26 protein-coding genes are annotated in these 21,311 nt (G+C 39.3%); 21 read left to right on the top strand and 5 right to left on the bottom strand.

What is annotated here, in order from left to right; genetic code table 11:
• Window positions 1-22: 22 nt before the first annotated feature.
• The 3 genes from AC3A54_RS02080 to AC3A54_RS02070 all read right to left on the bottom strand — a co-directional run bounded on the left by AC3A54_RS02080 (window position 23) and on the right by AC3A54_RS02070 (window position 2,357).
• Window positions 23-946, bottom strand: coding sequence for an alpha/beta hydrolase (locus AC3A54_RS02080; RefSeq protein WP_487653185.1), 924 nt, complete (start codon window positions 944-946; stop codon window positions 23-25).
• Between the two features lie 279 nt (window positions 947-1,225).
• Window positions 1,226-1,366 (bottom strand): hypothetical protein, encoded by a 141-nt coding sequence (locus tag AC3A54_RS02075; RefSeq protein ID WP_007084956.1) that lies wholly within the window; start codon window positions 1,364-1,366, stop codon window positions 1,226-1,228.
• 85 nt (window positions 1,367-1,451) lie between these two features.
• On the bottom strand, window positions 1,452-2,357 hold the full coding sequence (locus AC3A54_RS02070) for a hydroxymethylglutaryl-CoA lyase (RefSeq protein WP_487653184.1): 906 nt from the start codon (window positions 2,355-2,357) through the stop codon (window positions 1,452-1,454).
• Between the two features lie 142 nt (window positions 2,358-2,499).
• Between AC3A54_RS02070 and AC3A54_RS02065 the strand changes: the two genes are divergently transcribed.
• From AC3A54_RS02065 to AC3A54_RS02050, 4 genes are all read left to right on the top strand, one after another.
• Window positions 2,500-3,687: an acetyl-CoA C-acetyltransferase gene (locus AC3A54_RS02065; RefSeq protein WP_487653183.1), complete on the top strand. Its 1,188-nt coding sequence runs from the start codon at window positions 2,500-2,502 to the stop codon at window positions 3,685-3,687.
• Between the two features lie 25 nt (window positions 3,688-3,712).
• Window positions 3,713-4,402, top strand: coding sequence for a CoA transferase subunit A (locus AC3A54_RS02060; protein WP_308083295.1), 690 nt, complete (start codon window positions 3,713-3,715; stop codon window positions 4,400-4,402).
• A 24-nt stretch (window positions 4,403-4,426) separates the two neighbouring features.
• The gene (locus AC3A54_RS02055; RefSeq protein WP_335529153.1) at window positions 4,427-5,095 is read left to right on the top strand and encodes a 3-oxoacid CoA-transferase subunit B; all 669 of its coding nucleotides are present in this window, start codon (window positions 4,427-4,429) and stop codon (window positions 5,093-5,095) included.
• Window positions 5,096-5,383: 288 nt separating this feature from the next.
• Window positions 5,384-5,638 carry a YqkE family protein gene (locus tag AC3A54_RS02050; RefSeq protein ID WP_335529150.1) on the top strand — a complete coding sequence of 85 codons (255 nt, stop codon included), beginning with the start codon at window positions 5,384-5,386 and terminating at the stop codon, window positions 5,636-5,638.
• Window positions 5,639-5,663: 25 nt separating this feature from the next.
• On the opposite strand, the gene AC3A54_RS02045 is transcribed toward AC3A54_RS02050, so the two are convergent.
• Window positions 5,664-6,575 (bottom strand): aldo/keto reductase, encoded by a 912-nt coding sequence (locus tag AC3A54_RS02045; RefSeq protein WP_487653182.1) that lies wholly within the window; start codon window positions 6,573-6,575, stop codon window positions 5,664-5,666.
• A 63-nt stretch (window positions 6,576-6,638) separates the two neighbouring features.
• Window positions 6,639-6,770, bottom strand: coding sequence for a Z-ring formation inhibitor MciZ (mciZ, locus tag AC3A54_RS02040; RefSeq protein WP_335529142.1), 132 nt, complete (start codon window positions 6,768-6,770; stop codon window positions 6,639-6,641).
• 71 nt (window positions 6,771-6,841) lie between these two features.
• On the opposite strand from mciZ, the gene AC3A54_RS02035 reads away from it, so the two are divergent.
• From AC3A54_RS02035 to AC3A54_RS01955, 17 genes are all read left to right on the top strand, one after another.
• Window positions 6,842-7,396, top strand: coding sequence for an NUDIX hydrolase (locus AC3A54_RS02035; protein WP_335529140.1), 555 nt, complete (start codon window positions 6,842-6,844; stop codon window positions 7,394-7,396).
• Complete coding sequence (locus AC3A54_RS02030) at window positions 7,393-8,556, top strand: endonuclease Q family protein (protein WP_487653181.1); 1,164 nt, start codon at window positions 7,393-7,395, stop codon at window positions 8,554-8,556. The genes AC3A54_RS02035 and AC3A54_RS02030 overlap by 4 nt, the downstream gene beginning before the upstream one ends.
• A 126-nt stretch (window positions 8,557-8,682) precedes the next feature.
• Window positions 8,683-9,330 (top strand): stage II sporulation protein M, encoded by a 648-nt coding sequence (gene spoIIM, locus AC3A54_RS02025; RefSeq protein WP_487653180.1) that lies wholly within the window; start codon window positions 8,683-8,685, stop codon window positions 9,328-9,330.
• 108 nt (window positions 9,331-9,438) lie between these two features.
• A complete protein-coding gene (fur, locus tag AC3A54_RS02020) occupies window positions 9,439-9,900 on the top strand; it encodes a ferric iron uptake transcriptional regulator (protein WP_308083304.1) in 462 nt (153 codons plus the stop codon).
• A gap of 342 nt (window positions 9,901-10,242) precedes the next feature.
• Window positions 10,243-10,467 carry a YqzK family protein gene (locus tag AC3A54_RS02015; RefSeq protein ID WP_308083305.1) on the top strand — a complete coding sequence of 75 codons (225 nt, stop codon included), beginning with the start codon at window positions 10,243-10,245 and terminating at the stop codon, window positions 10,465-10,467.
• Window positions 10,468-10,471: 4 nt separating this feature from the next.
• A complete protein-coding gene (xerD, locus tag AC3A54_RS02010) occupies window positions 10,472-11,365 on the top strand; it encodes a site-specific tyrosine recombinase XerD (RefSeq protein ID WP_308083306.1) in 894 nt (297 codons plus the stop codon).
• Window positions 11,366-11,584: 219 nt separating this feature from the next.
• On the top strand, window positions 11,585-12,769 hold the full coding sequence (gene deoB, locus AC3A54_RS02005; RefSeq protein WP_487653179.1) for a phosphopentomutase: 1,185 nt from the start codon (window positions 11,585-11,587) through the stop codon (window positions 12,767-12,769).
• 52 nt (window positions 12,770-12,821) lie between these two features.
• Window positions 12,822-13,643: a purine-nucleoside phosphorylase gene (locus tag AC3A54_RS02000; RefSeq protein WP_487653178.1), complete on the top strand. Its 822-nt coding sequence runs from the start codon at window positions 12,822-12,824 to the stop codon at window positions 13,641-13,643.
• Between the two features lie 31 nt (window positions 13,644-13,674).
• Complete coding sequence (locus tag AC3A54_RS01995) at window positions 13,675-14,979, top strand: pyrimidine-nucleoside phosphorylase (RefSeq protein WP_487653177.1); 1,305 nt, start codon at window positions 13,675-13,677, stop codon at window positions 14,977-14,979.
• 130 nt (window positions 14,980-15,109) lie between these two features.
• A complete protein-coding gene (locus AC3A54_RS01990) occupies window positions 15,110-16,282 on the top strand; it encodes a D-alanyl-D-alanine carboxypeptidase family protein (protein ID WP_308083310.1) in 1,173 nt (390 codons plus the stop codon).
• Window positions 16,283-16,412: 130 nt separating this feature from the next.
• Window positions 16,413-16,763: an anti-sigma F factor antagonist gene (gene spoIIAA, locus AC3A54_RS01985; protein ID WP_308083311.1), complete on the top strand. Its 351-nt coding sequence runs from the start codon at window positions 16,413-16,415 to the stop codon at window positions 16,761-16,763.
• Window positions 16,764-17,204 carry an anti-sigma F factor gene (gene spoIIAB, locus AC3A54_RS01980; RefSeq protein WP_308083312.1) on the top strand — a complete coding sequence of 147 codons (441 nt, stop codon included), beginning with the start codon at window positions 16,764-16,766 and terminating at the stop codon, window positions 17,202-17,204.
• Window positions 17,205-17,216: 12 nt separating this feature from the next.
• Window positions 17,217-17,975 (top strand): RNA polymerase sporulation sigma factor SigF, encoded by a 759-nt coding sequence (sigF, locus tag AC3A54_RS01975; RefSeq protein ID WP_487653176.1) that lies wholly within the window; start codon window positions 17,217-17,219, stop codon window positions 17,973-17,975.
• Window positions 17,976-18,066: 91 nt separating this feature from the next.
• Complete coding sequence (locus AC3A54_RS01970; RefSeq protein WP_487653175.1) at window positions 18,067-18,690, top strand: stage V sporulation protein AA; 624 nt, start codon at window positions 18,067-18,069, stop codon at window positions 18,688-18,690.
• Complete coding sequence (locus AC3A54_RS01965) at window positions 18,680-19,102, top strand: stage V sporulation protein AB (protein WP_308084134.1); 423 nt, start codon at window positions 18,680-18,682, stop codon at window positions 19,100-19,102. Before AC3A54_RS01970 ends, AC3A54_RS01965 begins: the two co-directional genes overlap by 11 nt.
• An 87-nt stretch (window positions 19,103-19,189) precedes the next feature.
• Window positions 19,190-19,765 carry a stage V sporulation protein SpoVABEA gene (spoVAEA, locus tag AC3A54_RS01960; protein WP_308083316.1) on the top strand — a complete coding sequence of 192 codons (576 nt, stop codon included), beginning with the start codon at window positions 19,190-19,192 and terminating at the stop codon, window positions 19,763-19,765.
• Window positions 19,752-21,242, top strand: a complete 1,491-nt coding sequence (locus AC3A54_RS01955; RefSeq protein ID WP_487653174.1) for a spore germination protein — start codon at window positions 19,752-19,754, stop codon at window positions 21,240-21,242. Before spoVAEA ends, AC3A54_RS01955 begins: the two co-directional genes overlap by 14 nt.
• Window positions 21,243-21,311: the final 69 nt, after the last annotated feature.

Below are 21,311 nucleotides of genomic sequence, written 5' to 3'. Positions count from 1 at the left end.
GACCAAGGCGCTTGCGCTTTTCTTAAATAGATGATAAACCTTGATGAACATATGTCTCCAAAAATTCATCGATGACTCGCTCATAATCCGCACGGTTTTCGTTAAAGGACTGGGCATGCCGTCCATTTTCAGCAAGGTATAACATTTTGGGACCCTTTTTTTGCTCAAATAAGTCCTTTGACATGGTAGGGAGTATAAAATCGTCCTTTTTACTATGAATGAACAGAATCGGGTGTTTAATATTTTCAATGACCGAAATGGGTGATACGTGACGAATAGAATATTTGTCGCGAACACGCAACAGGATATCACCAATCGGAAGTAACAGTCCGGGTAAGAGCTTAAAGTCTTTTTTAATGAGATAGGCAAGCTGCTCCTTAAAATCAGAAAATGGGCAATCTGCAATGTAAAAGTCAGCCCCATCCTCAAGGAGCCCCGCATATAACAGCATGGTAGCAGCTCCCATGGATTCCCCGTGAATCCCAAGCTCAAGGTTCGGTCCTTTTTCTTTTTTTAGCCAATCGACAATCGTTTTGAGGTCGAATTTTTCATAGTGACCAAAGCTGGTTGTTTTTCCACCGGATTCTCCGTGTCGACGATGGTCGTAAATGAAAGCATTAAACCCTCTTTCGAGAAAGAGGTTTGCATATTTAATCGAATTCATTTTCGTTTCCGTTACGCCATGAGAAATAATAATATATCGGTTCGTCTTGTGTGGTTCGATAAGAAGACCTTTAATCATGTAACCAAATGGTGAAGGAATATCAACCTCCTGCTTTGGCAAAGACTCGAATTCATCAGGCTTATATCGGCCAGCTTCCTTTTCGCGCCTTAAGATTAATTCTTCATCCTTTTTCTTCATATACATCAGACGGTTGGTAAAGTATAGAGCAAGAGATAACCAGAAAAATAACACAATAAACAAAGTCCGAAATGTCTTCCTCACAATTGGCACCCCCTGAAGTAATTACTATAAACTATGAAAGTCACGTTTTTAGTGCCCATAAATTAACAGTTTTAATTTTAGCATAAAAAAAGCCGCTCACACCAATAAGCGGCGGTTTCTGATTGAAACAAAATTGATTCTTTGAACTTTGATAACTGTCTAGCTGCAGCGTCTAGCCCCTCGGGGTCAAATAACCTTCGGCAAGAAAAGTCAAAATGCGGACTTTTCTCGCCGAAGAACATTTGCCTGTCGGGGCTGAACAAGACGCTTCCGCTTTTCTTATTGCTCAGAATTCTGTCTTTTCGTTGGATGTAGTGCTTTTTCGAGTTCCTCGGCAGCAATCATCCGTTTGCCGCCACCAGCTGTATCTGCATAATTTTTCCCGCTTTGACTGTTACCTTTGTCCCGCTTTTGGCTCATAAAATCTAGTCTCCCTTCAAGGTGGTCTCAATTATTAAGATGGATTACCAGAAGACCGATTATTCACGAAAAACGAGATTAGATTTTAGACAGTTTGAGCATGAAGGCGATAATAACTGCTTTCGATGGGTCTTGAAAGATGTGGACGCACGATCTCAATAGCATCAAGGAGTTTCTCCAAGCTTACACCTGTGTCAATTCCCATCCGTTCAAGCATATACACTACATCCTCCGTGGCTGCGTTTCCTGCAGCACCAGGAGCGAATGGGCAGCCGCCAAGACCGCCAGCCGATGTATCAAATCGATCAATTCCTACTTGAAGGGAAGCGAAAATGTTCGCGAGTGCAAGCTTTCGGGTGTCATGAAAATGGGCGGTTAGCATGGTTTCAGAAAACGCATCTTTTAACTGTGAAAACAAGGAATACGCTTCATTCGGTGCGGCCATGCCAATGGTATCCGCAACACTCAATTCATCCACTCCGGCCTTTACAAATTCAGAACATAGCTTTATTGTTTCTTTTTCATCCATTTTCCCTTCATACGGACAATAGAAGGCGGTCGAAATACAAGCACGGACAAAATAATTTTTTTCTTTTAGCTCCTGGATGATCGGTTTAAGCTCTTCCATACTATCCTGCGTTGTTTTGTTGATGTTTTTTAGATTAAAACTGTTGCTGACACCAACAAATACGGCTACGGCCTTGCAATCAGTAGAATACACTCGATCAATTCCTTTACGGTTTGGAGCAAGGACAAAGTTTCTCGCGCTTCCATCAAGGCAGTCTGCAACAATTTCTGGGGCGTCTCCCATTTGTGGCACCCATTTTGGAGACACAAACGAAGTCAACTCCATTTCCTCTAGTCCAGCATTCCTCAGTCCAGAAATAAATTGTTTTTTGATATCAGTTGGTACAAATAACTTTTCATTCTGCAGTCCATCTCGAGGGCCAACCTCGATAATCGTCACTTTTTTAGGTAAACTTAGCATCATTTTCCCTCCAAACAATTCATACTTTCATTGTAGAGGTGGTAAAATCAAAAAATCAAGAATAATAGAAATTTTGACAAAATAAGAGGAATTTCTGTATTTAACTAGAAATAGTAAATGAAAAGAGGTAGAGGGGAGAACGGAAATGAGCCAAACAGAAGTAGTAATTGTCAGTGCTGTACGTACCGCATTAGGAAATTTTAACGGTAGTTTAAAAAATGTATCCGCACCTGAACTTGGAGCAACAGTGATTAAAGGGGCGCTTGAAGCGGCAGGAGTTAAGCCTGAACTAGTGGATGAAGTGATTATGGGAAATGTGCTCCAAGCAGGGCTAGGGCAAAACCCAGCAAGACAGGCGGCTATTCAAGCGGGAATTCCTGAAAGCGTTTCCTCGATGACGATTAATAAGGTTTGTGGTTCGGGGTTAAAGGCAGTTCACTTAGCAACACAGGCAATTTTGGCGGGAGATGCTGACATTGTGGTTGCAGGCGGAATGGAAAATATGAGCCAGGCACCATACCTATTAAAAAATGCCCGTGATGGCTTTAAAATGGGTGACCAAAAGCTAGTCGACACCTTGACCTCGGACGGTCTTACATGTGTGTTTAATGATTATCACATGGGGATTACAGCTGAAAATTTAGCAAGTAAATATTCCATTACAAGAGAAGAGCAGGATGAATTTTCGGCGTGGAGTCAGGCGAAGGCAGTTGAGGCTATTGAAGCAGGTAGATTTAAAGATGAAATCGTAAAGGTTGTCATTCCGCAACGCAAAGGGGAACCTATTGTTTTTGACACAGATGAATACCCGAAAAAAGGAACAACTGCAGAGAAGTTGGCGGGATTACGTCCTGCTTTTAAAAAGGACGGCAGTGTAACGGCAGGGAATGCTTCTGGAATCAATGATGGAGCAGCAGCTGTTGTAGTAATGAGTAAGAAAAAGGCAGATGAGCTAGGGCTTAAACCTTTAGTAACGATAAAAGCCAATGCAAGTGCAGGGGTAGACCCAAGTATAATGGGAATTGGACCAGTACCAGCAGTGAGAAAGGCTCTTGAAAAAGCTTCCGTTTCAATGGAGGATGTGAACCTAATTGAGGCAAACGAAGCCTTTGCGGCCCAATCGCTGGCTGTAGACCGAGAACTTCATTTTAATAAAGAAATTTTAAACGTGAACGGCGGGGCTATTGCACTTGGACATCCAATTGGGGCAAGCGGCGCGAGAATTCTCGTCACCTTAATTCATGAGATGAAAAGAAGAAATGCGAAAAATGGCTTAGCTACGCTTTGTATTGGCGGGGGTCAAGGGGTAGCAACAATTGTAGAGTTAGCGTAAAACATTTGAGGGAGAGAGAGCAAAGATGAAGAAAATTTGTACATCCTTCCAGGATGCGGTTGCTGATATTCATGATGGAGCTACGTTAATGGTTGGAGGATTTGGCCTATGTGGTATTCCGGAGAATCTCATTTTAGCCTTAGCTGAAAAAGGAGTGAAGGATTTAACGGTCATTTCTAACAACTGTGGAATTGATGAGTGGGGCTTAGGACTCCTATTAAATAATAGACAAATCAAAAAAATGATTGGCTCCTATGTAGGGGAAAATAAAGAGTTTGAAAGACAAGTGTTAACAGGTGAACTTGAGGTAGAACTAACACCACAGGGAACATTAGCTGAAAAAATTCGGGCGGGTGGCGCTGGTATCCCAGCATTCTATACTCCTGCCGGGGTAGGAACACCGATAGCTGATGGGAAAGAAACAAAGGTTTTTAACGGAAGAGAGTACCTTTTAGAAGAAGCACTGACAGCAGATTTTAGCTTGGTTAGGGCATGGAAAGGGGACAAAATGGGAAATCTTGTTTACCACAAGACAGCACGAAACTTTAATCCGATGATCGCAGCAGCGGGTAAAGTGACGATTGCAGAAGTGGAAACCCTTTATGAAATTGGTGAATTGGATGCTAACTTCATCCATACCCCAAGTATATATGTTCAAACGATTATTGAAGGAACTCAAGAAAAGCGAATAGAGAGACTAACCGTTAGAAACTAGAGTTGGTGAAGGGAGAGAACTTGAATGGCGAATGAAAAAGTCTCTGTCAGAGAGAGAATTGCGATTAGGGCAGAGAAAGAAATAGAAAACGGCTTTTATGTAAACCTAGGGATCGGAATGCCTACCCTTGTAGCCAATTATATGACAGCGGATAAACAGGTTGTCCTGCAATCAGAAAATGGACTGCTTGGTATCGGTCCATATCCACATAAAGAAGAGGTGGACCCTGATCTAATTAATGCAGGCAAGGAAACGGTAACGGCAATTGCTGGTGCAGCTTATTTTGACAGTGCTGAATCATTTGCTATGATCCGTGGTGGTCATGTCAATATAGCGATTCTTGGTGGAATGGAAGTATCTGAAACTGGGGACCTGGCAAACTGGATGATACCTGGAAAGATGATTAAAGGTATGGGTGGAGCCATGGACCTTGTTCATGGGGCTCGAAAGATTATCGTCATCATGGAGCATGTAAATAAAAAAGGCGAATCGAAAATTTTAAAACAGTGTACTCTTCCGTTAACGGGAAAAGGGGTAGTCAACCGGATTATTACTGAGCGCGCAGTCATGGATGTAACAGACTCCGGGCTAAGGCTCGTGGAGGTTGCCGAAGGTTTTACTGTCGAGGATGTTGTTAATTCAACAGAAGCCACCTTACATGTGGATGAAAATGTGAAACTAGAAGCTTATTAATAGTGGAAGCAGGTTGTTCAAACGGACAGCCTGCTTTTTTGTAGGGATTTAAAAAGTGATGATATACTATTAATAAAATGGCTATGTTAAAGCATTATGTTAATTTTAGACAACTGTTGATTGGAGCGGAAGGTGCGAAGACTCCTGCAGGAGTAGCGGTCATGGGAGACCCCGCAGGAGTGAGCGACGAGGAGGCTCCCAGAACGCCCGCGGAAAGCGAAGCGCCTGGAGCGGAAATCAACAGACAATTTTAACAGGCAGTAAAAAAATAATTAAGGGGAAGTTAGAATGAAAAAGAAATCAAAGCAAACAAGGCAAGCGGCTCCAAAAAAAGATGATTCAGCCGTAACATTAAAAGATTTAATCAATCCCAATTTAATAAAGCAGTTAAAAGAACAGCAGGATCAGTTAAAGGCAGAGGAAGAAAAAAGAAAAGAGGCGGAAGAACAGCGAAAGCGGGAAGAGCGAAGATTGAAGGAAAAAAACAAATCGTTTGAAGAACTATTAAATGAGAGCGGGATGAATTGGAAGGAGTTTAAATAAAAGGGGGAGCGGATGCTCTCCCTTTTTAACGGTGTTCATTATAAATATTAGCTTTTGCTAGTTCTCTAATTATCCTTATTTCTTCATTTGTCAGCGGTTGGCTTCTAACTGCATTTGCATTTCTCTTAATTTGGTCGGTGCTGCTGGCACCAGCCACAACAGAGGCAACTGCCGGGTTAGCTAGATTATACTGAAGGGCAACCTCCGTAAATGAACGGGACGAAGCCACTTTCTTCTTCAACACTGGCAAAATGTCCTGTAGTTCTTCAAGAGTATAGTCTAAGTACCCTTTTTCAGAAGCCTTATCAAGCAGATTATCGCTTAACAGTCCCTTTGCAAGAGGTCCGCGAGTGACAACGCTAATTCCATTCTCATGAAGAAGAGGGAATACTGTTTCTTCCGGTCTGCGGTCAAGTATGCTGTACTGCATCATCACAGATACGATACTAGACTTTTTTACGTATTCCCTTATCACATTCGGTCGAATGGATGATAGGCCATAATAGCGAATGAAGCCTTCTGCTTTTAGTTCCTCAAATGCTTCGATGGTTTCATCAATCGGGTCATCAAGGGTACCGCCATGCAATTGATAAAGATCAATATAATCTGTACCTATACGCTTTAGACTGTTTTTTACTTCTTCCTTAATATACGCCTTAGAAGGATCCCATGACCAGCCAGTTCGCTCCTTGTGCCAACGGTTACCAACCTTCGTTGCAATAATTATTTGTTCGCGGACGTCTTTTAAGGCCTTGCCTACTAGTTGTTCATTATCGCCAAAATCATATAAATCCGCTGTATCAAAATAATTAATGCCTTCTTCAAGTGCCGCTTCAATAATAGATCTTGCAGCCTTCTCCTCCGTGCCAATGGACATACAGCCAAGACCAAGTTCAGTTACAAATAAATCGGATTTTCCTACCTGCCTTTTTTTCAAAAAATCACCCCGTCCTTTTCTATCATTTTAGTAAAGAAAAGGACAGACTACAAACGAGAGGTGTTATTTTTGTGGTACATTTTTAACCCAGTCAGATACAGTAATGTATTCCTTGTTATACTCCTTGAGCTTTTGTACAATCTCCCAGCCTTTGCCAACAAGAATGATTCCCTTTTCATGCACATACACTTTCATCCCATACTCCCCCAATTAAAGTATGGTAAAATGTATGAGCAGAATATAGGAATAGAACAGGAGTGACCTTTATGAGTAATCTCGAAGAAAAAACGCTCCATAGCGAAGAAATCTTTTCAGGAAAAGTAATCAGTCTTCATTTGCAGGATGTGGAGCTTCCGAACGGCAAGCAGAGCAAAAGAGAAATTATTAAACATCCGGGAGCTGTGGCAATACTAGCAATTACGGATGACAAGAAAGTGGTCATGGTTGAGCAATACCGGAAAGCGTTAGAAAGAACCATTGTGGAAATTCCAGCAGGAAAGCTCGAAAAGGGAGAAGAACCCGCGATTTGTGCTCGTCGAGAGTTAGAAGAAGAAACAGGGTACGAATGTGAAAGCTTGGAGTTACTCACTTCCTTTTATACATCGCCAGGATTTGCGGATGAAATCGTTCATGTATATCTTGCAACAGGACTAACCAAAAAGGAAAATTCAGCGGCCCTTGACGAGGATGAATTTGTTAATTTAGAAGAATTGACGCTCGAAGAAGCGCAACAATATGTGCAAAAGCAAAAGATTTATGATGCGAAAACAATTTTTGCTGTCCAATACTTACAATTACAAGAGGCGTTGAAAAATAAATGAACCGCTACTATGTAGATCTACATATTCATATCGGGCGAACGTGGAAGGGGAAGCCTGTTAAAATTACAGGTGCTAAATCGCTTACGTTTACTAATATCATTGACCATGCAAGACATGAAAAAGGGCTGAATATGATTGGAATTATTGATAGTCATTCACCCGAAGTGATTCTTGAGATGGAAAGTCTTATTCAAACTGGAGATGTGATTGAACATCCGGAAGGCGGCTTAGTGTTTGGAGATTTAACCGTTATTCCTGGTTCAGAATTGGAGATTTATGATGAACAATGTAAAGGCCCCATTCACTTGCTTTGTTATTTTCCAAACCTTTCTGTCATGAGGGAGTTCTCTTCGTGGCTTTCTGGTCACTTGAAAAATATTCAGTTAAGTTCTCAACGAATTTATGTATCAGGTCTTGTATTGCAAAAGAAGGTAAAAGAGTTAGGTGGAATCTTTATTCCTGCTCATGTTTTTACGCCATTCAAAAGTCTATATGGTAAAGGAGTGACCCAGTCATTAACGGAGGTGTTGGATCCCGAGTTGATCGATGGAATCGAACTTGGATTAAGCTCAGATACCAGTATGGCGGATCAATTAAAGGAATTACACAATTATACCTTTGTAACAAATTCTGATGCCCACTCGCTCGCCAAAATTGCACGTGAATATCAAGTAATCGCGATGGAGAAGCCCACTTTCCAAGAGCTGCAAAAAGCATTAAAAGGTATCGATGGTCGGAAAATTGTCGCCAACTATGGACTAGATCCATTACTTGGAAAATATCATAAGACAGTTTGCATGGAATGTCTCCATTCTGCCCAAAATGATGAGCAACTTTGTACACATTGTGGGAGTAACAAGTTCATCAAAGGAGTTGCTGATCGGATTCTTGAACTTAAAACTGCAGAAGCAAGTCCAGTGTGGCGGCCTCCGTATGTCCATCAAGTGCCGCTCGAATTTATTCCCGGTCTCGGGCCCCGCTTACTCGAGAAGCTTGTGAATCATTTTGGGAGTGAAATGGCAATTTTGCATGAAGTTCCTTACGAGGCACTAAAAGAGATTGTCACACCAAAAATCGCCGAACTGATTATGAAAGCTAGAGAAGGAAAGATAAACCTTTCTGCTGGCGGAGGCGGAAAATACGGAAAGATTGCAGATTAACAAGGTGAAACCCGTCAGCTAGAGGAGAGGCGGGTTTTTACATTAAATCTATTAAAATTTGGTCATAGAAATACTAGACTGGCATAGAATGTATTAATCGATTCAAGTTTAGTAGGAGGAACGCAGATGAAAAAACGATTGTACCAGTCCGATGCCGCTAGTTATTTCCGTGAGCACTCCTCAATTTTTTTATTTATTGTCATTCTGTTTCTAATGGGAGTTATTTTTGGAGCAATTGTCGTAAATAGCATGAGTATTACACAAAAGGAAGATTTATTCTATTATTTATCACAATTTTTTGGACAAGTCTCTGATGGAAAAGTATCAGAAGACAATGATTTATTTTTACAAAGCTTCTTTCATAACAGTAAGTTTATAGGGCTTATGTGGATATTAGGAATCTCAATTATTGGTTTACCGGTCATTCTCATTCTCTTATTTATTAAGGGGATGGTTGTTGGGTTTACGGTTGGTTTTCTAGTTAGTCAAATGGGGTGGAATGGGTTTATGTTAGCCTTTGTTTCTATCTTGCCGCAGAATTTGATTATCATTCCAGTGTTTATCATAATGGCCGCTTTATCAGTGATTTTCTCACTTAGAATGATTAAAAAACAATTTATGAAAAAATATGCCCAGCCAATTATGCCGTTTTTTAAAAGATACATTATTGCTTTGATTGCAGCAGTCATCTTTATTTCTGCTGCCTCAGGAATTGAAGCTTTTTTATCTCCCTGGCTAATGAAAACTGTGGTTAGTTCAGGGGTTTTAAAATAATAACTAATTAATAATTATTATAAACTGTTGTTTATAATAATTTTATTTTGACTCTCTTTTCTCATCTGTTATAATGAGAATTAACAGTGGCGAGGGAGGGCATTCAGGATGGAAACTAGAATTGAGAGAATAAAGAAACAGTTGCATTCAGCGAGTTATAAATTAACACCTCAGCGTGAGTCAACCGTTCGAGTTTTGCTAGAAAATGAAGAGGATCATTTAAGTGCAGAAGATGTGTACCTCCTCGTAAAAGAAAAATCGCCTGAAATTGGTTTAGCAACTGTTTACCGAACACTCGAATTGCTAACAGAACTAAAAATTGTTGATAAAATTAACTTTGGTGACGGTGTTTCCCGCTATGATCTTCGTCAGGAAGGTGCGGCACATTTTCACCATCATCTTGTTTGTATTGAATGTGGAGCTGTTGATGAAATTCAGGAAGATTTATTAGAAGATGTGGAAGAGGTTGTAGAACGCAGATGGAATTTTAAAATTAAAGACCATCGACTGACCTTCCATGGAATCTGTTACCGTTGCCAAGATAAAGAAAAAGAAGAAAAAACTGAATAACATAAAAAAGTCCTTTTTTACTGAAAGGGGCTTTTTCTTTTTGGCTGTGTTAAAGAACATTGCTGATTTTTACACTCTGTTGATTGGAGCGGAAGGCGCGAAGACTCCTGTGGGAGTACGGTTCAGGGGAGACCCCGCAGGCGTGAGCGCCGAGGAGGCTCGCCGAAACGCCCACGGAAAGCGAAGCGCCTGGAGCGGAAATCAACAGGAAAGTTTAACATTGCCTTCTTTTAATAGAAGACTAAAAAGAAGAAATAATTCCCCCTATTAATAGAGACTAGGTATAAAACTTGTACATTCTGGCATAGCTTTTACTAGTAATCATTAATGGGGGGAAGATAGATGTCTTTTATTAAAGTAGCACTACAAACAATAAAGGTTTTTATCCTTTTCACTGGGTGCACGATTCTCTTTTATTATGGTATCATGTGGGTATCTGAAGAATATCAAAATTATCATCGCTATGATGAACCGGAAGGATCTGCACTGAAAGTGTCTAATGCAGTAGAAGAAGAAAGTTCTTCCTTGTTAGATCGGCTGATGTTGTTTTATTTAAATGGGGAGTAATGTGATGGAAGATCAATTAAAGGATTTTATGCATTTTTTAATAGTGGAAAAAGGGCTGGCTAAGAATACGATTGTGTCTTATGAGCGGGATTTAAAAAGCTATCTTCATTACTTAAAAAATGTTGAATCCATCCTATCATTAAATGATGTGCAACGAATTCATATTGTACATTTTTTAGGATTTTTAAAGGAACAAGGCAAGTCCTCTAAGACTTTGGCAAGGCATATCGCCTCGGTTCGAGCCTTTCATCAATTTTTATTACGTGATAAGGCAACAGATCAGGATCCATCTGTTTTAATCGAAACACCCAGGTTAGAGAAATCTTTGCCAAAGGTATTGAGTTTGCAGGAAGTAGAAGTTCTTCTAGAAACACCGAAGCAGAAAGACCACTATGGAATCAGGGACAAAGCGATGCTTGAGCTTTTATACGCAACAGGGATTCGTGTTAGTGAGTTAATTAGTTTAGATATTGAAAATGTCCACTTAACCATGGGATTTGTCCGTTGTATTGGCAAAGGAAATAAGGAACGTATCATACCTATAGGGCGTACAGCTTCTGATTCCATTAAGCTATATTTAGATACTGGGAGACCACAGTTTGTTTCAAAAAAACACCGGGAGCAGGCTTTGTTTTTAAATCATCAGGGAAAGCGGTTAACGAGACAAGGTTTTTGGAAAATATTAAAAAAGTTAACAAAAGAGGCTGGCATAGAAAAGGAACTGACTCCGCACACACTCAGACATTCTTTTGCTACCCATCTCTTGGAAAATGGGGCAGATTTAAGAGCAGTCCAAGAAATGTTGGGGCATGCAGATATTTCCACGACCCAAATTTATACCCATGTAACAAAAACAAGACTGAAGGATGTATATAGTAAATTTCATCCTAGGGCTTAAGAGATTGATAGTATGTAAGTCACAAAAGTGTCAAAAAGCTACCGGAATTTTCGGTAGCTTTTTCTTGTAATTTCCTAAACATCTAGTAAAATAGAGATGTCAGACTTCTGACAAATAGAATTTTATTAGGTTTCATAATCCAAATTTAAAGAGGGAAACATAGTATTGTAATTTTACTATTTGCAAACGGTTTCTATAGATAAAAGGAGGAAGAATCATATGGCTACAAATACATATAAACGAATTTTTATTGTTGTTATGGATTCAGTAGGTATTGGTGAAGCACCAGATGCTGAACGCTTTGGAGATAAAGGATCAGATACGCTTGGCCATATTGCTGAGAGAATGAATGGACTGAACATGCCCTACATGGGTAAGTTAGGTTTAAGTAATATCCGTGAACTGAAAGGCATAGAGAAAGCGGAAAAGCCATTAGCATTCTACACTAAAATGATGGAAGCTTCTAATGGAAAGGATACCATGACTGGGCATTGGGAAATCATGGGGTTAAATATTCAAACACCTTTCCGTGTGTTCCCTGAAGGTTTTCCGGATGAACTTGTTTCCGAATTGGAAAAACGCACGGGTAGAAAAATTATCGGGAATAAACCGGCAAGTGGAACAGAAATTCTAGATGAACTCGGTGAAGAACATATGAAAACAGGCGCTTTAATCGTCTATACTTCTGCCGATTCAGTACTACAAATTGCGGCTCACGAGGATATTATTCCAATTGAAGAACAATATAAAATTTGTAAAATTGCTCGTGAATTGACACTTGATGAGAAATATATGGTTGGTCGTGTGATTGCCCGTCCGTTCTTGGGGGAACCAGGAAACTTTAAACGTACAGCCAATCGTCATGATTATGCTTTAAAACCCTTTGACAGGACTGTAATGAGTGAATTGAAAGATGCGGGTCTAGATGTGATTGCAATCGGAAAAATTTCCGACATTTATGACGGAGAAGGAGTGACAAAGTCACTTCGAACGGTCTCTAATATGGACGGAATGGATAAGCTGGTTGAAACCCTTGATATGGACTTTACAGGTATCAGCTTTTTAAACCTTGTAGACTTTGATGCATTATATGGTCACCGTCGTGATCCTGAGGGCTATGGAAAAGCATTGGAGGAATATGATGCACGCTTGCCTGAAGTTTTTGCAAAAATGAAAGAAGACGATTTACTCATGATAACAGCTGACCATGGAAATGATCCTGTTGCCCCAGGTACAGACCATACGCGTGAATATGTTCCACTTCTTGTCTATTCAAAGAGTATGACTGAGGGTAAAGAAATTCCATTGAGAGAAACCTTTGCTGATCTTGGAGCAACTGTTGCTGAAAACTTCAGTGTAAAGCTGCCTAAGTATGGAAAAAGCTTTTTAAATGAATTGAAATAATGAGTTGTATAAAAAAATGGCTATATTGAATAGCTTAAAAAGGAGTAAGAGGATGAACTTCGAAACAATCAATAATGCGGCTTCTTTTTTGAAGGGAAAATATGCAAATACACCGAAAATTGGATTAATCCTAGGTTCTGGTCTTGGTGTATTAGCAGATGAAATTGAGAACCCAGTTAAAATTCCTTATAATGAAATACCCGATTTTCCAATTTCTACAGTTGAAGGACATGCTGGACAACTTGTATTTGGTTTATTAAGTGGAGTAGAAGTTGTAGCTATGCAGGGCCGTTTCCATTTCTATGAAGGATATAGTATGGATAAAGTGACATTCCCTGTTCGTGTAATGAAAGAATTAGGCGTTGAAATGCTAATTGTGACAAATGCAGCAGGTGGTGTAAATGAAAGTTTCTCTGCAGGAGATTTAATGATCATTACCGACCACATTAATAATATGGGGACAAACCCATTAATTGGACCAAATGATTCAAAGCTTGGTGTACGATTCCCAGATATGTCCGAAGCTTATTCAAAAGAATTGCGTGCGGCAGCGAAAGAAATCGCTAGCCGTTTAAACATTAAGGTTCAAGAAGGGGTTTATCTTGGAAATCCAGGACCTGTTTATGAAACACCTGCAGAAATTCGTATGGCACGAGTATTGGGCGGAGATGCAGTCGGAATGTCCACAGTTCCTGAGGTAATCGTAGCGCGTCATAGCGGGATGAAGGTTCTTGGTATTTCATGTATATCTAATATGGCTGCAGGAATTCTTGATCAGCCGCTAACACATGATGAAGTAATTGAAACAACAGAAAGAGTGAAAGCTGATTTCCTACGCTATTTAAAAGAAATAGTAAAAAGTATGGCTAAATAAAAATAGATACTATAAAGAAGTGGTGATAAACATGAGAATGGTTGACTTAATAGAGAAGAAAAGAGACGGTCAGGAATTATCAACAGAGGAAATTAAGTTTATTATAAAAGGATATACAGACGGTTCAATTCCTGATTATCAAGTAAGTGCTTTAACGATGGCTATTTACTTTAAAGGAATGACTGAAAAAGAAAGAGCCGATTTAACAATGGCAATGGTTGAGTCAGGTGATCAGATTGACTTGTCACAAATTGAGGGAATTAAAGTTGATAAACATTCCACGGGGGGCGTGGGTGATACAACTACTCTAGTTCTTGGACCACTTGTTGCTGCACTAGGTGTACCAGTTGCTAAAATGTCTGGTCGTGGATTGGGTCACACGGGTGGAACAATTGATAAATTAGAAGCAGTTGAAGGCTTCCATGTAGAAATTGAAAATCAAGAATTTATTGATCTTGTAAATGAAAACAAGATTGCGGTTATTGGTCAAAGTGGTAACTTAACACCTGCAGATAAAAAGTTATATGCCCTTAGAGATGTAACGGCAACTGTTGATAGCATTCCGCTTATTGCAAGTTCAATTATGAGTAAAAAAATTGCTGCTGGTGCGGATGCGATTGTACTTGATGTTAAAACAGGTGCCGGTGCGTTTATGAAAACACTTGATGATTCACGAGAATTAGCTAAAGCAATGGTCCGCATTGGAAACAATGTTGGAAGAAGAACAATGGCAGTAATTTCTGACATGAGTCAGCCGCTTGGATATGCAATCGGGAATGCTCTTGAAGTAAAAGAAGCAATTGATACTTTAAAAGGGGAAGGGCCCGAAGACTTAACAGAGCTTTGCCTAACACTTGGCAGTCATATGGTTTATTTAGCTGAAAAAGCAAGTTCATTAGAAGAGGCACGTACCCTTCTAGAGAACGTCATCAAGGATGGTTCTGCTCTTGATAAATTAAAAGTGTTCTTAAGTTCACAGGGTGGAGATGCTTCCATTGTTGATGATCCATCTAAGATGCCACAGGCTAAGTATGTTATTGAATTAGAAGCAAAAGAAGATGGGTATGTTTCAGAAATTGTTGCCGATGAGGTTGGAACGGCTGCGATGTTACTTGGAGCAGGAAGAGCAACGAAGGAATCGGTTATCGACCTTGCTGTTGGACTTGTTTTACGAAAGAAGATTGGGGATCAAGTGAAAAAAGGTGAATCGTTGGTAACTATCTATAGTAATTTTGAAGATGTAAACGAAGTAAAAGAAAAACTTTATGAGAACATCAAAGTTTCATCTTCAAAGGTAGAAGCACCAATTCTAGTACATGAAGAAATTACTCAATAATCAATTTATACGAATAGAGGCTGACTCCAAAGGAGCAGCCTCTATTTTTTTATTTAATCAAAGGCAAAAATTGTATAAAGTAATTTATTTTGGAAAAAATGGAGGCTATAAAGAATGGAGGGTTATGCGAATGAAACGATTTGTCTCTTTATTAGTGACATCTTTATTACTTACAAGTTTGTGGGGTCCATCTGCTTTTGCTGCTGAAGAAAAGAAAAGTGCTGATATTGTCAGTAATGTTAAATCTGCTATATTAATTGAACGAGATACAGGTGCGGTCCTATATGAGAAAAATAGTAAGGATGAACTGCCACCTGCAAGTATGACTAAAGTTATGACTATGCTCTTAATTATGGAGGCAATTGATAAGGGCAAGCTGACATGGAATGAAAAAATTCGTGCAAGCGAATACGCTGCTTCAATGGGAGGTTCGCAGATTTTCCTTGAACCTGGCGAAGAAATGACCACTAAGGAAATGTTAAGAGGTATAGCGATCGGGTCAGGTAATGATGCATCGGTTGCTATGGCTGAGAGGATCGCAGGTTCTGAAGAAGCATTTGTCGATATGATGAATGATAAGGCGAAAGAACTTGGATTAAAGCATACTTTCTTTAAAAATACAACGGGGCTTCCTGTGAGTGGACATTACAGCACAGCTGCTGATATGGCAATCATGGCAAAGGAATTGCTCAAATATGAAGATATAACCAAGTTTACAGGAATGTATGAAGCATATTTACGTGAGAATACGGATAAGAAATTTTGGCTTGTTAATACAAATAAATTAGTTCGTTTTTACCCTGGTGTAGATGGCTTAAAGACAGGATTTACGGCTGAAGCAAAGTATTGTTTAACCGCAACCGCACAAAAGGATGGTATGCGTGTAATTGCTGTCGTTTTTGGTGCTCCTACATCAAAGGAAAGAAATGCACAGGTAACTAAAATGCTAGATTATGCCTTTAGTCAATATAAAACACATCCAATGTTTAAACGTAATCAAATCATTGGTGAAGCAAAAATAAGTAAAGGGAAAGATAAGACGGTTGAAGCAGTTACTAGTGAACCACTTTCCTTACTGACAAAAAAAGGTGAAAAGACTGAAAATGTCAAACAAACAGTTGTGATGGCAAAAAATCTTAAGGCTCCAATTGCCAAAGGGGATCAAGTAGGTACTATCAAATTGATGAAAGATGGAAAGGTTATTCTTGAAAGTCCTATAGTGGCAAAGAAGGCTGTTAAGGAAGCCGGATGGTGGACACTTTATAAACGTTCCTTTGGAATGTTCACTAAAGCGGGTAAATAGAACCTGCTGTCGAAACAACCTATTATATAACTACTTTTAGCGAAATACGACTAGTTTTGTAATTGAAGAAGGATATTACCTTCAAAAAAGCGAATTGACTCACTATACCAGATTAAGGAGGACGGGGATAGTGAGTCTTAACATTAATATGGAAACAAAACATGACGTATTATGCATTCGCTTAAGTGGTGAGCTCGATCACCATACAGCAGATGACTTACGCGAACAAGCGACAGTGGTTATTGAAAAGAATGAAATTCGTCATATTGTCTTAAATTTAGAACACCTCTCTTTTATGGATAGCTCTGGATTAGGGGTTATTCTAGGAAGATACAAACAAATTAAACAGGTGCACGGTGAAATGGTCGTTTGTGCAATTTCCCCTGCAATACAAAGATTATTCGATATGTCTGGTTTATTTAAAATTATCAAAATGGAACCGACTGAGGAATTTGCATTGCAAAGATTGGGGGTGGCCTGAGTGAAGAATGAGATGAATCTTCAATTCAGTGCTTTAAGTCAAAATGAATCGTTTGCCCGTGTAACTGTTGCCGCGTTTATTGCACAGCTAGATCCGACAATGGATGAATTAACTGAAATAAAAACAGTTGTTTCTGAAGCCGTGACAAATGCGATTATCCATGGATATGAAAATGATCCGAATGGAACCGTAGTGATTCAAGTAATTATCGAAAATAGCTTGATTGATATGACCATAAAAGATAGTGGATTAGGTATTGTTGATGTGGAAGAAGCTCGTCAGCCATTATTTACAACAAAGCCGGACTTAGAACGCTCCGGTATGGGTTTTACCATCATGGAGAATTTCATGGATGAGGTAGAGGTTCATTCACAGCCAGGTCGAGGAACCGAGGTTAGATTACGAAAGCATTTACAATCCCGCAAAATGCTTTGCAATTAAGGAGACTTGCCGATGGATGTGGAGGTCAAGAACGAAAAAAGTCAAACGTATTTAAAGGATCACGAAGTGAAAGAGCTCATTAAAAAGAGCCATGATGGGGACCAAGAGGCAAGGGATCTAATAGTTGAAAAAAACATGCGTCTTGTCTGGTCAGTAGTCCAGAGGTTTCTTAATAGGGGATACGACCCTGATGACCTGTTTCAGATTGGCTGTATCGGTTTATTAAAATCAGTCGATAAGTTTGACCTTTCCTACGATGTTAAGTTTTCCACATATGCTGTACCAATGATAATTGGTGAAATCCAACGATTTATTCGCGATGATGGAACAGTTAAGGTCAGCCGGTCGCTGAAGGAAATGGGAAATAAAATCCGTAAAGCCAAGGATGAATTATCGAAAATACTTGGAAGGATTCCAACGGTTAATGAAATTTCAGCCCATTTGGAGCTTTCGCCGGAGGATGTCATCCTTGCTCAAGAGGCAAGCAGGACTCCTTCATCCATTCATGAAACAGTATATGAAAATGATGGTGACCCAATTACATTACTTGACCAAATTGATGATGGTAATGAAGGGAAATGGTTTGATAAAATAGCCTTAAAAGAAGCCATTCGCGAATTGGATGAGCGTGAAAGACTTATTGTTTATTTAAGATACTATAAAGATCAAACACAGTCAGAAGTGGCACTGAGACTTGGAATATCACAGGTTCAGGTATCAAGACTTGAGAAAAAGATATTACAACAAATGAAAGACCGTATGGATCTATGATCCTACGGTCTTTTTATTTTTCCTACATGAAATGCTTAATTCTTAAACATACTACACATACGAGGAAATAAATGTGTGGGAAGTGAATGTTTTGGAGAAAACAATCTACATCCGCATGCGGAATCGTGTACAAGCCCAGCCTGATGGAAAAATATTATTAAAAGATGTAGCCCAAATAATCGCACCAGAAACCTTACTTCCGGCTCTTAAATCTATGATGATCTATCAACTTACAGAAATGGATCGTAATATTGTTGTGATTGATGTAATGAAAGTGATCGATTTGATAACAAATAAGTTTGGATCCCTGGAGGTCCAAACAATTGGGCCAGCTCAAACCATCATAGAAGTAATGGTAAAGAAAAAGGGATTAAACATTCCATTCTTTCTTTTAATCTGGTTTCTCTTATTTTTTGGTTCAGCAATGGCAATCATGAATTTTCATGATGATGTAAGTATGAGAAGTGTACAAGAAAAGCTATATACCATTATTACAGGCAAAAAGGAAGCAAAACCATTATTATTTCAAATACCTTATTCCATTGGTTTAGGTCTTGGAATGATTCTTTTTTTTAATCATGTATTTAAGAAACGAATCAATGAGGAGCCCAGTCCTCTTGAAGTAGAAATGTTTAATTATCAAATGGATTTAGATAACTACGTGATTATTCATGAAAATAAAGAAAGTATGAAGCATCTCCATGATAACGATTAAAATTCTTGCAGTATGTTTTTTAGGAATAGCAAGTGGATTAGCAGTAGGATCAGGATTTGTTGCTTTCCTTACCGTATTAGGAGTCATTCCAAGGCTAACGCAGCTTACCAAAACGATGAAAATGATCCAACAATATGAATGGGCGGTAGTTATCGGTGCACTTACTGGAGTAATAGCCAGTCTCAGAGATCCAGTATTACATATTTGGCCTTATACACTAATCCTCTTAGGGGTATACGGTGGAGTGTTTGTTGGCATGTTAGCCGCTGCACTTACAGAAGTGTTAAATGTCTTTCCAATCCTTGTAAAAAGAATTCGAATGGATGGGGAATTAGTCATTTTAATTATGGCGATTGTACTGGGGAAAATTTTCGGGTCACTCTTTCAATGGCTTTATTTTGTACATCATTAATGATAATAAACAGTCAAGCATGAAGCCTAGCAGGTTGTATAAAGGACTTGCTAGGTCCACGCTTTTCTAATGAAAGGACATCAAAGAATGAGTAAGCGGAGACGAGTCATTCTAGTAACGGACGGTGATGAATATGCCAAAAAGGCCATCGAGCACGTCGCTCGAGAGATTGGCGGTCGGTGTATTTCCCGGTCTCAAGGAAATCCGTCTAAATTGTCAGGTCCTGAAATTATCCGCTTAATAAAAGAAGCAGCTTATGATCCAGTATTAGTCATGTTTGATGACAGTGGCATTGTAGGGGAGGGGGCGGGTGAGAAAGCATTAAAATATGTAGCTACCCATAAAGACATTGAAGTTCTAGGCATTATTGCGGTGGCCGCAAAATCGAGACACGAAGAATGGGCAAGGGTGGATGTAAGTATTGATCGTGATGGAGTGTTAACTCCCTATGGGGTAGATAAATTTGGTATACCCGAACTTGAAATCGGCAGAATAAATGGAGATACAGTTTACTGTCTTGATGAGTTAGATGTGCCTATTATCGTAGGAGTGGGTGATGTAGGGAAAATGGCAAGGAACGACTCTTATAAACAAGGTTCCCCAATAACAAAGAAAGCAGTTGAACTTATACTAGAAAGGAGCGGCTTCTATGGCAAGAAGTAATGAGCAAAAATGGCCTATCCCTGAATCGGTCCATGAGACTGAAAATTATATGAAACAACGGGTGGGGCTTGGAATAAGTTTTGATCTAGGAGTTAGAAAACTTAACGTCCTTAAAACAGATGTCCAAATTTATTTTTGTAATGGATTATGTGATACTCGTTTCGTTATTGAGTTAATTGAAGAACTAGTGCAACTCAATGACCATGAAAAACTCTCAACGGACATTTATAAACTCATTTATAATCGGCTCCTCAACCAATCTGTTCAACCGATTAAAACACTAAATGAATTGGTGGACTTTGTATTATCAGGGTTAATTGTTGTAGTTATTGATGGGGTAGATACAGCCCTTGCAGTGGATGTTAGAAGTTATCCAGGAAGATCTCCTCAAGAGCCTGACACAGAAAAAGTAGTTCGTGGTTCTCGTGATGGATTTGTTGAAAATATTATATTAAATACGGCATTAACAAGAAGAAGAATTCGTGATGAACGACTGCGCTTTGAAATGTTAAAGGTTGGAGAACGGTCGAAAACGGATGTGGCCTTAGGATACTTAGAGGATGTTGCCGATGCAGATCTACTAAATATTCTCAGAAAAGAAATCAATGCTATACAAGTAGATGGCATTCCTTTGGCAGATAAAACGCTGGAAGAATTTATTGTAAAACAAGGGTGGAATCCCTTCCCAATGGTTAGATATACGGAGAGAGCGGATGTAGCTTCTGCTCATATTTTAGAAGGGCATATTGTCATTTATTGTGATACTTCCCCAAGTGTCATCATTACACCAGCAACCTATTTTCATCATGTGCAACATGCAGAAGAATTTCGGGAATCACCAGCAGCAGGGACCTTTGTACGGTGGACTCGTTTTTTAGGTGTATTAACATCGATTTTATTGCTTCCATTATGGCTTTTATTTGTCTTAGAGCCTTCTTTATTACCTGAAAAAATATCGTTTATTGGACCTAACGAACAAACCAATATTCCCGTTGTCATTCAACTAATATTAGCCGATTTTGGGATTGAGTTTTTACGAATGGCAGCCATACATACACCAACACCATTATCCACGGCAATGGGCTTAATTGCAGCAGTGTTAATTGGTCAAATTGCAATTGATGTTGGTTTGTTTGTTCCTGAAGTCATTCTTTATGTTGCTGTCGCAGGCATTGGTTCATTTACCACACCAAGTTATGAGTTAGGTGTAGCTAATAAGATGCTCCGAATAACATTGACCATTTTAGTTGCCATCTTCCATACACCAGGTTTTATTATTGGTGCAAGTTTAATGTTTATTTTTCTTGTTAAGATGCGTGTCCTTAACACACCTTACCTATGGCCTTTTCTTCCGTTTGAGCCTAAAGGATTTTTGCAGATTCTCGTTCGAAGAGCTATACCTGGTTCACTACTTAGACCAAGCATTGTTCATCCGCGAAACCGTTTCCGACAGCCACCTAAAGCAAACGAGAAATAATTGCGGTTTTATTTCAGGTATGCTAAAGTAATTTTAATTAAATAGAGTGATAAAGGATTATGAATAGGC

It is taken from the genome of Neobacillus sp. Soil_C_43, from assembly GCF_057656715.1.
The sequence above is the reverse complement of the archived record's forward strand: the minus strand, read 5'-3'. Positions and strand labels throughout refer to the sequence as shown.

Bases quoted from the DNA above. Each gene is read 5' to 3' on its own strand.
- AC3A54_RS02075 (WP_007084956.1), bottom strand. From the start codon at position 1,366: ATGAGCCAAAAGCGGGACAAAGGTAACAGTCAAAGCGGGAAAAATTAT.
- AC3A54_RS02070 (WP_487653184.1), bottom strand. From the start codon at position 2,357: ATGATGCTAAGTTTACCTAAAAAAGTGACGATTATCGAGGTTGGCCCT.
- AC3A54_RS02065 (WP_487653183.1), top strand. From the start codon at position 2,500: ATGAGCCAAACAGAAGTAGTAATTGTCAGTGCTGTACGTACCGCATTA.
- AC3A54_RS02060 (WP_308083295.1), top strand. From the start codon at position 3,713: ATGAAGAAAATTTGTACATCCTTCCAGGATGCGGTTGCTGATATTCAT.
- AC3A54_RS02055 (WP_335529153.1), top strand. From the start codon at position 4,427: ATGGCGAATGAAAAAGTCTCTGTCAGAGAGAGAATTGCGATTAGGGCA.
- AC3A54_RS02050 (WP_335529150.1), top strand. From the start codon at position 5,384: ATGAAAAAGAAATCAAAGCAAACAAGGCAAGCGGCTCCAAAAAAAGAT.
- mciZ (WP_335529142.1), bottom strand. From the start codon at position 6,770: ATGAAAGTGTATGTGCATGAAAAGGGAATCATTCTTGTTGGCAAAGGC.
- AC3A54_RS02035 (WP_335529140.1), top strand. From the start codon at position 6,842: ATGAGTAATCTCGAAGAAAAAACGCTCCATAGCGAAGAAATCTTTTCA.
- AC3A54_RS02030 (WP_487653181.1), top strand. From the start codon at position 7,393: ATGAACCGCTACTATGTAGATCTACATATTCATATCGGGCGAACGTGG.
- spoIIM (WP_487653180.1), top strand. From the start codon at position 8,683: ATGAAAAAACGATTGTACCAGTCCGATGCCGCTAGTTATTTCCGTGAG.
- fur (WP_308083304.1), top strand. From the start codon at position 9,439: ATGGAAACTAGAATTGAGAGAATAAAGAAACAGTTGCATTCAGCGAGT.
- AC3A54_RS02015 (WP_308083305.1), top strand. From the start codon at position 10,243: ATGTCTTTTATTAAAGTAGCACTACAAACAATAAAGGTTTTTATCCTT.
- xerD (WP_308083306.1), top strand. From the start codon at position 10,472: ATGGAAGATCAATTAAAGGATTTTATGCATTTTTTAATAGTGGAAAAA.
- deoB (WP_487653179.1), top strand. From the start codon at position 11,585: ATGGCTACAAATACATATAAACGAATTTTTATTGTTGTTATGGATTCA.
- AC3A54_RS02000 (WP_487653178.1), top strand. From the start codon at position 12,822: ATGAACTTCGAAACAATCAATAATGCGGCTTCTTTTTTGAAGGGAAAA.
- AC3A54_RS01995 (WP_487653177.1), top strand. From the start codon at position 13,675: ATGAGAATGGTTGACTTAATAGAGAAGAAAAGAGACGGTCAGGAATTA.
- AC3A54_RS01990 (WP_308083310.1), top strand. From the start codon at position 15,110: ATGAAACGATTTGTCTCTTTATTAGTGACATCTTTATTACTTACAAGT.
- sigF (WP_487653176.1), top strand. From the start codon at position 17,217: ATGGATGTGGAGGTCAAGAACGAAAAAAGTCAAACGTATTTAAAGGAT.
- spoVAEA (WP_308083316.1), top strand. From the start codon at position 19,190: ATGAGTAAGCGGAGACGAGTCATTCTAGTAACGGACGGTGATGAATAT.
- AC3A54_RS01955 (WP_487653174.1), top strand. From the start codon at position 19,752: ATGGCAAGAAGTAATGAGCAAAAATGGCCTATCCCTGAATCGGTCCAT.